Here is a 9,591-nt window from a genome sequence, read left to right as displayed (position 1 = left end):
CTACGTGGCGTCGAAAGCCGGCGTTATCGGTATGACAAAAGTGTGGGCCAGAGAATTAGGCAAGGACGGCATCCGCGTGAATGCAGTGACGCCGGGCTTTATAGAGACGGCCATGACGGAAGGGATTCCCGACAAGGTGTTAGAGATGATGATGACACGCGTGCCGCTGCGGCGAATGGGATCACCTGAGGACGTTGCGGCCACGTATTGCTTTCTGGCCAGTGATAACGCCGCCTACATCACTGGGCAAGTCTTGGGTGTGGATGGGGGAACGGTGACGTAGGGCTATTCGTTTACAATCACGGCCTGAGCCGCTGCCAGCCGGGCGATGGGGACACGAAAAGGGGAACAGCTTACATAATCCAAGCCGGAACGGTAGCAGAAGTCGATGGATGCTGGATCTCCGCCGTGCTCACCGCAGATGCCAATTTTGAGGTCATCCTTGACCGCGCGACCCTTCTCCACACCCATCTGGACGAGCTGCCCCACACCTGACTGATCCAGCGACTGGAACGGATCGTGCGGTAGGATTTCTTCTTCGAGATAACTCGGCAGAAATCCGCCGATATCATCGCGGGAGAAGCCGTAGGTAGTCTGAGTCAGGTCGTTGGTGCCGAAGGAGAAAAACTCGGCCTTCGGTGCAATTTCGTCGGCTGTAAGGCACGCCCGCGGAATCTCAATCATGGTTCCCACAAGGTAGGGGAAGTTCACGCCTGTCTCACTCTTGACTTCGTCAGCCACCTTGCGCACGATAGCTTCTTGGTGCTCAAACTCGGCGGCAGTGCCCACAAGCGGAATCATCACTTCCGGTAGCACCTTAACGTCCTCTTTGGAAAGTTGAGCCGCCGCCTCAAAGATGGCCCGTGCCTGCATTTCAGTAATTTCAGGATAGGCGATACCGAGGCGGCATCCGCGGTGTCCTAGCATGGGATTAAGCTCGTGGAGAGATTCGATTCTTGACTGCAGTTTATCCAGGTTCAGCTCAAGTTTTTGCGCCAGTCCCACAGTCTGCTCACTGGTGAGGGTAACGAATTCGTGCAGAGGGGGATCGAGAAGTCGAATAGTAACCGGGAGGTCATGCATCGCCTTGAGGATTTCATAGAAGTCGTGCCGCTGGAAGGGGAGAAGTTTCATGACCGCCTTTCGCCGTGCCTCTTCCGTCTCCGCAACGATCATTTCTCTCATGGCGGTGATTCGTTCAGGATCGAAGAACATGTGTTCAGTGCGGCACAGACCGATCCCCTCGGCGCCGAATGTATGGGCCTGCTCTGCATCTTCCGGTCGATCGGCGTTGGTGCGCACGCCCAGCGTCCTCACTCCGTCAGCGATGGTCATAAGTTTCTTGAATGATTCATTACGAAGTGGGTCGGCCGGCGTCAGGGAAAGCTCGTCCGCATAGACAATTCCTTTCGTCCCGTTGAGCGTTATCCAGTCGCCCTCCTTCAGAACCTGTCCGTTGACATGGATGGTCTTCTGATGGCGATCTATATGGAGACTGCCGCAGCCAACGATGCAGCACTTTCCCCATCCCCGAGCAACCAGGGCGGCGTGGCTGGTTATGCCTCCTTTGGCGGTGAGGATCGCTTCGGCCGCGTGCATGCCGTGGACGTCTTCCGGCGATGTTTCGTTGCGGACAAGAATGACCTGCTTACCGTCCTTAGCCCACGCTTCGGCGTCATCGGCCGTAAAGACAATCTGTCCCGTGGCCCCGCCGGGCCCCGCCGGTAATCCGTGGGCGAGATCGTCTGCTGATGATTCCGCATGAGGATCAACCATAGGATGAAGCAATTCATCAAGCTGAGAAGGCAGGACTCTCATGACGGCTTCCTGAGCAGTGATCAGCTCCTCTTGGTGCATGTCCACAGCCATCTTTATGGCGGCGGCTCCGTTGCGCTTGCCGACCCGCGTCTGCAACATCCACAGCCGGTCGTTCTCGATGGTGAATTCGATATCCTGCATATCGCGGTAGTGTGTCTCCAGATTGGAGCGGATTTCATCTAACTGGGTATAAATCTCTGGCATGGCTTCTTTGAGGGTTGGGAGGTGGGCATTCTGGTCGCCGCGTCCCCATTCGTTGAGAGGATTCGGTGTGCGGATGCCTGCCACCACGTCCTCCCCTTGAGCGTTCGAGAGCCATTCGCCATAGAAATGGTTATCGCCCGTGGCGGGATTGCGGGTGAAACCGACGCCGGTGGCGCAGGAATCACCCATGTTGCCGAAGACCATCGCCTGGACATTCACAGCCGTCCCCATCTCATCGGGCAGTCCCTCGATCCTGCGGTAAGAGACGGCGCGTCTGCCGTTCCATGATTGGAATACTGCGCCGACACCGCCCCACAATTGATCGTAGGGATCATCAGGAAACTGAGCGCCTAAGACATCTTTGACGGTCTTCTTGAATAGATCAGATAGTTCTTCCCAGTCCTCAGCCGACAGTTCCGTATCAAGCTGAACCTCCTTTGCAGTCTTGCGCTCTTCAATCAGTTCTTCCAGCCGTTCGCGGATACCGATGCCGTCTTCCGGCTCTACGCCGGCGGCCTTTTCCATGACTACGTCAGAGTACATCATGATGAGCCGGCGGTAGGCGTCCCACACGAATCTGGCGCTGCCTGACTTCTCTATCAATCCGGGGATGGTCTTGGAGGTGAGACCGACGTTCAGCACCGTTTCCATCATGCCCGGCATGGAGACAGCCGCGCCGGAGCGGACGGAGATCAGCAAAGGATCGGCGGGGTCGCCAAATTTCCGCCCCATGACAGTTTCTGTCTGCTGGAGTGCATCTGTCACCTGCTTCTCTAGTTCAGAAGGGTATTGTTTATCGTGCTCGTAAAAGTGGGTACATACGTCCGTAGTGATGGTGAAGCCGGGAGGGACGGGGATACCGAGGTTTGTCATCTCAGCGAGGTTGGCTCCTTTGCCGCCTAAGAGTTCTTTCATGTCTGCACTCCCGTCGGCTGTACCGTCGCCAAAAAAGTAAACATATTTCACGTGATAACTCCTTTTCTGCACATAATTGCCGATGAATTTAGAGAAGTGAGTGAGGGAGAACAAACCGTATTTCGGTTGATTTTGTAGCTGGAACTTCCTACCATCAGTGCAATCAATGGAAGGGGGAGAACGGCAAATGACTGAAGTTCTGTGGCGTCCATCCGAAGAAGCGGTTCAACGCTCTCAGATGAATCAATTCCGGCTGTTTGTCAACGAACGCTTCGGTCTAAACCTGCGGGACGCCTTCGAGCTTTATGACTGGTCGGTTACGGCGATTGCTGATTTCTGGGCCGCCATGTGGGACTTCAGCAGCATCATCTCGTCCCAGCAGTACGACGAGGTGGTAGATGATACAACAAAGATGCCGGGGGCCAAGTGGTTTGCCGGCGCCAGACTGAATTTTACACAAAACCTGCTGCGCGATCGGGATGACCGGACGGCACTCATCTTCCGCGGCGAGGGGCAGCCCGACAGGTTGCTCACCTATACCGAACTCTATACAGAAGTGGAAAAGCTTGCTCACGTCCTACGCGAACTGGGCGTCAGCGAGGGAGACCGTGTGGCCGGATTCATGCCCAACATGCCGGAGGCGGTCATTGCCATGTTGGCAGTGGCATCTGTGGGCGCTATCTGGAGTTCGTCGTCTCCCGATTTCGGCATCAAGGGCGTCCTCGAACGCTTCAGCCAGATCGAGCCGAAGGTGCTGTTTGCGGCGGATGGGTACTTTTACAACGGTAAGACAATCGATTCGCTGGAAAAGCTGCGGGGCATCTTAGGCGAACTTCCCAGCGTGGAGAAAGTTGTGGTAGTTCCGTACACAAGGGAGAGGGCAAACATTGCCGACATCGCCAGCGGCATCCACTATGAGGATTTCCTGCCGACCGGGGATGTGCCGGCGCTGGAGTTTCAGCAGTTGCCTTTTGATCATCCCCTCTACATCATGTACTCCTCCGGAACGACTGGCCTGCCCAAGTCGATGGTTCACGGCGCCGGCGGCACGCTCATTCAGCACATGAAGGAACTGCGTCTTCACTGCGACATCACTCAGGATGATACCGTCTTCTACTTCACGACGTGCGGCTGGATGATGTGGAACTGGCTGGTTAGCAATCTAGCCATCGGCGCAACGGTTGTTCTTTATGACGGCTCACCCTTCTATCCTGATGAGGGAACCATGTGGCGTATGGCAGAAGAATTAGGGATTACTGTATTCGGCACCAGCGCCAAGTTTATCGCCGCCTCTGAAGCCGCCGGGGTGAGGCCGGCGGAAGAGTTTGACCTGGGCAAGCTGCGGGCGATCCTCTCTACGGGATCACCCCTGGTGGAAGAGAGTTTTGACTACGTCTATCGTGATGTCAAATCGGATGTCCTTCTGGCGTCCATCTCCGGAGGAACTGATATTATCTCCTGTTTTGCCGGTGGGAATCCTGCGCTACCTGTCTATCGCGGTGAACTCCAGTGCCGAGGATTGGGAATGAAAGTAACTTCCTACGATGAAGAGGGGGATTCTCAACTTGAGCAGAAGGGCGAGCTCGTCTGCACCGCGCCGTTCCCCTCCATGCCTGTCTATTTCTGGAACGATCCAGACGGCGAAAAGTACCACGCGGCCTACTTCAGCGACTTCCCTAACGTCTGGAGCCACGGCGACTACATTACCGTTAACGAGCACGGCGGCGTCCATATCTTCGGCCGCAGCGACGCCACGCTCAATCCTGCCGGTGTCCGCATCGGCACAGCGGAAATCTATCGTGTGGTGGAAGCTATGTCGGAAGTGGAGGACAGCCTTGCCATCGGTCAGCAGTGGCAGGGCGACGAACGGGTGATCCTCTTCGTGAAGATGAACGATGGCGCGGTGCTTTCAGGCGAGTTGATTCAACAGATTAAACAGAACATCCGCACCCAATGCTCCCCGCGCCACGTACCGGCGAAGGTGCTGCCCATTGCCGACATTCCGTACACTATCAACGGCAAGAAGGTGGAGATCGCCGTGAAGAAGATAATCCACGGCGATGAGGCGCTGAATCGGGATGCTCTGGCGAACCCCGAGGCGCTGAAGCTTTATGAGGATATCCCGGAGCTTCAGACTTAGTTGGATATCTTCAGTCATGCACTGTGGGGCCGTGGACTGTTTGGCTATCGTGGACATCGGTGGCTGGCACTCTTCTTCGGCGCCATGCCTGATCTTTCTTCCTTTGGGTTGTTCATGTTGCTTCGTCTTTTATCTGGGACGGTGCAGTCCGGAGCGCCGCCGCTGAACATCATTCCGGCATGGCTCTTTGTCAATTATGATATTTCACACAGCTTTATCAGCGCTTTTCTGGTCATCGGCATTGTGGCAACGAGGCGCAAGGATCTCGCCTTTGCCATGCTGGGGTGGCCCTTCCACATTTTGCTCGACTTTCCGTTTCACACACAGGCCTATTTCCCTGTCAAGCTGTTCTGGCCGCTGTCAGATTTTGCTGTAGACGGAATAAACTGGGGCCAGCCCGAGATATGGCTTCCCAATTTGGCCGGACTGATCGTTCTGTATGTCTATCGAAGAAGGAGCCGGCGGACAGATTAGACTTACTCTTCATTAATGGGGAGGCACTTGACATCAATACTGAGGCGAGATATATCCCGATATAACAAGGCATCATTTTGGACAGACTTGGGATTGAGTCGTATGACAGAGAAAAGTCCCTAAATTGAACGTTTCATGCAGTAAATTCCGTCCAACTTCTGTTTTGAATCGACCAGTGAGGAGTCTCGTATGAACAGAGAATTGATCGGAAAGGAGTACTCCACCGTTGAATATGAGGTGTCCCGGGAAAAGATTAAGGAGTATGCCAAGGCCACTCTTTCTGCAAACCCTTTCTACTTCGATCCTGAATTCGCGGGAAAATCAAAACATGGCACAGTTGTAGCCCCGCCCACTTTTGCCGCAGTTTACAGTGCGGCGGTCATGAAGGTTATCTTTGAAGACCGGGACCTTGGTATGGAAGTACCCCGTATTGTCCATGGCGAACAGAAGTTCGTATTTGGGGAAGTTGTGAGAGCTGGGGATCTCGTCACCACGGGGGTCAAGATTGAGAATATCTTTCAGAAAACAAACCGCGCAGGTGTTACCAACGAGTTTTTGATCATCAAGACGACCTCACTCAATCAGGATGAACAAATGGTGTGTGAGGGGACGTGTACGCTCATCGAGCGGGGGAAACAGTTCAGTGAGTAAGACGCGATCGTTCACCGTTAAGATTGACAAGTATCTTCCTCTCTACTATGCCGGAGCCAGCGGTGATTTCAACCTGATTCATATCGACAGAGAGTTCGGCGAGCGGCAGGGACTGGGAGGCAACATTCTTCAGGGAATGTGTACCATGGGTATCACCGCCAATCAGCTTATCGGTGACGATGATCCGGCAAAGCTGAAGTCTATCAACGTAAGATTTGCCTCTCCCGTCTATCCGGGAGATGAACTGGCGATCCATGCGGAATATGACGGTGACAGTGAATCATTCACCGTAGACAAACTTAATGGTGATACAATAATCAGTGACGGAATTGCCGAATGGCGCTGATCTAGATGAGTAGAATCATGTTTGAAGATCGAGTAGCTGTTGTCACCGGTGCCGGTGGAGGATTGGGTGAAACCTATGCCTTGGAGCTGGCCCGGCGCGGATGCAGAGTGGTAGTGAATGATCTCGGTAGTGCCAGGGATGGCACCGGCGGCGGGAGAACCATGGCAGATGAAGTTGTGGATAGAATAAGGGAAGAAGGTGGTGAAGCGACGGCAAACTACGACGGCGTCCACACCAAGGAAGGCGGCGAAGGAATTATCCAGGCTGCTCTCAACGAGTATGGAAAGATAGATATCCTTATTCACAATGCTGGAATCCTGAGGGACCGAAGTTTTGCCAAGATGGAAGAAAATGAATGGCGGTCCGTCATTGAAGTTCATCTCAACGGAGCGTACTACGTAACCAGGCCGGCCTTCAGAGTCATGAAGGAGAGCAAATACGGCCGTATTTTGCTGACGACCTCCACCAGTGGTCTGTTTGGTAATTTCGGGCAGGCGAACTATGCCGCTGCAAAGATGGGACAAATAGGGCTCATGCATGTGTTAGCTATAGAGGGGGCCAAGTACGGGATTAAAGTTAATGCAATCTCTCCCGGGGCCATGACTCGAATGACGGAAGATTTGGACAGAACAGATCTTCCCGAAGTATCTCGCGATCCAGAACACATTACCGCGGCGGCGATCTATCTGGTATCGGAATCATGCTCCCAGACGAATTCAATCATCCATGCGAGTTATGGATTTTTCGGCCGGGTTCAGGTGGCCTATAATCCTGGCATCTTCCTCGGGGAAGAGCCGGCAAGTGTTGAGAAGTTCGCTGAGCATTGGGACGATATTGCAGGTGTGGAGAACATGAAGGTTCAGGGAGAGACACCGTATTTGCTGACCGTTCTGAAGAAAGCGTCTGAAGGCGACACAGCGAATTAATCTTTCATGGTACTGGGCCGTACAGGAGTCGGTTCTAGTCTAATCCGTTTTTGAGAGCATGATTGAATCATTCACGGGACTCACTCAGGAAATCGTCAGCGGAGTTGCGCTGGGGTGCATTTACGCCCTCATTGCCCTCGGATTCACCCTCATCTTCAAGGCGACAGAAGTCGTCAACTTTGCTCAAGGCGAGCTGATGATGGTGGGCGCCTATGTGAACTTCTATCTGGTGTCGCAGCTTGCCGCGTCAACTGGACTTGGAATAGGTCTCCGCTTCTTGCTGGCATTCGCCGGGGCAATGCTGTTCTCCGTTCTGTTTGGCGCTTTCCTTGATCTGGTGATCAATCGCCCCCTGAAAAATGAATCGGTCTTTTCTATTATTATGGCTACTATCAGCGCTTCTATCATCCTGCGGGCCGGGACGGCCATGATCGTCGGACCCATCACTCACATTCCCGAATCACCCTTTGGTAATCGTGTTATCGCCCTGGGCGGAGTGACTATTTCCGTTCTGGACATCTTCATTATTGTGAGTGCTGTTATGCTTGTGAGCCTCTTCTATCTCTTTTTCAAGAGGACGAAGTGGGGGGTAGCTATGCAGGCCACAGCGGAAGATCCCATGGCGGCTCAACTCATGGGGATTCCAATCAAGAAGGTTTATCGTAATGTTTGGATCTTCTCTGCACTGGTGGCCACTGTTGGCGGCATCCTCTTGGCGCCCCGGACACTCCTTGATACAAACATGGGCTATCTCGGTTTGAAAGCCTTTCCCGCAGCTGTTCTGGGAGGATTTGGCTCCATCCCTGGGGCTATCATCGGCGGTGTTATACTGGGTGTCATCGAAACGCTCAGTCTCGGAACCCTTTCTTACAACTTTGCCTGGATCAAAGAGATAAACGACGTCACCGTCTGGATCGTCTTGATCGTTGTACTTATGATCAGGCCGGCGGGGATTCTTGGGCAAGAGGAAATAAGAAAGGTGTGATCAGGTGACCAGGGGATTCTGTAATGAGGAGATTAGGTAACTGAGTGATTAGGAGGCTACGTGACTCGGAAACGCGGTGATCAAGCTATTTGGGAATGATGTGAAAAGATCAGAACTGAACAGTCTGCCGCAATTGCGCCTAACGTCTAACGATCGTGAAGGGTAGATACGAAGACGAAAACCTGAAGTGGATCCCTTTTCTGGTCCTCTTCATCTTTGTCCTGCCGTTTGTTGTGAGAGGAATGACTTTCAGCTATCGGTACTACCTTTTTATTCTCAACATTGCCGGCATCTATATCATCCTCACTGTCGGGCTGGATCTTCTCAGCGGATTCACCGGGCTGATCTCCCTTGGGCATGCTGCGTTTCTCGCCATTGGTGCCTATACCTCGGCTATCTTGGTTGATCAGGTAGGCGTACCTTTCGGCCTTTCCATGCTCATTACGCCATTGATTACCGGGCTGTTCGGGATCGTCATCGGTTTTCCGGCCTTGCGCATAAGCGGTATGTATTTGGCTCTGACCACCATGGGATTCGGGTTTATTGTGCGGAGGCTGATCATTGCACTGCGCAAGTGGACGGAAGGAGCGTCCGGTCTTGAAGTATCTGCGCCGCAGCTGTTCGGTTTCGTCTTCAGGAACGATTGGCATAACTACTTTCTCATCTATCTTTTTGTAATAATCTCCGTTGTGTTTGCCCGGCGGATAGTGAAATCGAAACTGGGACGGGCGTTCATGGCTATCCGGGACTCAGAGCAGGCGGCTCAGGCAGCTGGAGTAAGCCTTTCCCGCTACAAACTTGTCTCATTCTTCATTTCTGCCGTTTTTGCCGGATTTGCCGGCGTACTCTTTGCCCACACCTCGAAGCTGATCACTACGGACCATTTCGATCTGTTGCTGTCCATCAAATTCATCATCTATGCCTTGGTAGGGGGTATAGGATCCATCTACGGTGTGGTGCTTGGGACATTGACAATCGTCCTTCTGGAGTACCTGTTTATCCCCATATTTAAGGATTGGCTGTTGACAGTAGTCCCCATTGAGGCGGGAGATATTCAAGCGCTAATCTTTGGGCTTATTATGTTTCTCTTTATTATATTCCAGCCGACGGGGCTTTATGGGATGTGGCTTAA

At 53.2% G+C, this 9,591-nt stretch carries 9 protein-coding genes; 8 read left to right on the top strand and 1 reads right to left on the bottom strand.

The genetic code is table 11. The annotated features are described in order from the left end of the window. Window positions 1-283 (top strand): SDR family oxidoreductase (locus QF669_00130; GenBank protein MDP6455851.1); only part of this gene is annotated, 283 nt, incomplete at its 5' end. A gap of 2 nt (window positions 284-285) precedes the next feature. Here the strand turns inward: QF669_00130 and ppdK are convergent. After that, complete coding sequence (gene ppdK / locus QF669_00125; protein MDP6455850.1) at window positions 286-2,988, bottom strand: pyruvate, phosphate dikinase; 2,703 nt, start codon at window positions 2,986-2,988, stop codon at window positions 286-288. 136 nt (window positions 2,989-3,124) lie between these two features. Here ppdK and QF669_00120 point away from each other — a divergent pair, with 136 nt between their 5' ends. The 7 genes from QF669_00120 to QF669_00090 form a co-directional block, all read left to right on the top strand. Beyond that, window positions 3,125-5,077: an acetoacetate--CoA ligase gene (locus QF669_00120; protein ID MDP6455849.1), complete on the top strand. Its 1,953-nt coding sequence runs from the start codon at window positions 3,125-3,127 to the stop codon at window positions 5,075-5,077. Continuing rightward, a complete protein-coding gene (locus QF669_00115) occupies window positions 5,078-5,551 on the top strand; it encodes a hypothetical protein (GenBank protein MDP6455848.1) in 474 nt (157 codons plus the stop codon). Between the two features lie 189 nt (window positions 5,552-5,740). After that, window positions 5,741-6,202, top strand: coding sequence for a MaoC family dehydratase N-terminal domain-containing protein (locus QF669_00110; protein MDP6455847.1), 462 nt, complete (start codon window positions 5,741-5,743; stop codon window positions 6,200-6,202). Then, entirely contained in the window at window positions 6,195-6,548 is a 354-nt protein-coding gene (locus QF669_00105; protein ID MDP6455846.1) for a MaoC/PaaZ C-terminal domain-containing protein, read from the top strand. Before QF669_00110 ends, QF669_00105 begins: the two co-directional genes overlap by 8 nt. Window positions 6,549-6,565: 17 nt before the next feature. After that, the gene (locus QF669_00100) at window positions 6,566-7,474 is read left to right on the top strand and encodes an SDR family NAD(P)-dependent oxidoreductase (protein ID MDP6455845.1); all 909 of its coding nucleotides are present in this window, start codon (window positions 6,566-6,568) and stop codon (window positions 7,472-7,474) included. Window positions 7,475-7,532: 58 nt separating this feature from the next. After that, a complete protein-coding gene (locus QF669_00095; protein ID MDP6455844.1) occupies window positions 7,533-8,459 on the top strand; it encodes a branched-chain amino acid ABC transporter permease in 927 nt (308 codons plus the stop codon). Between the two features lie 155 nt (window positions 8,460-8,614). Continuing rightward, window positions 8,615-9,591: branched-chain amino acid ABC transporter permease (locus tag QF669_00090; GenBank protein MDP6455843.1), on the top strand; the 977-nt coding region annotated here is incomplete at its 3' end.

This window comes from Candidatus Neomarinimicrobiota bacterium, assembly GCA_030743815.1.
Taxonomy (GTDB): Bacteria; Fidelibacterota; Marinisomatia; order Marinisomatales; family S15-B10; genus UBA2146.
The sequence above is the reverse complement of the archived record's forward strand: the minus strand, read 5'-3'. Positions and strand labels throughout refer to the sequence as shown.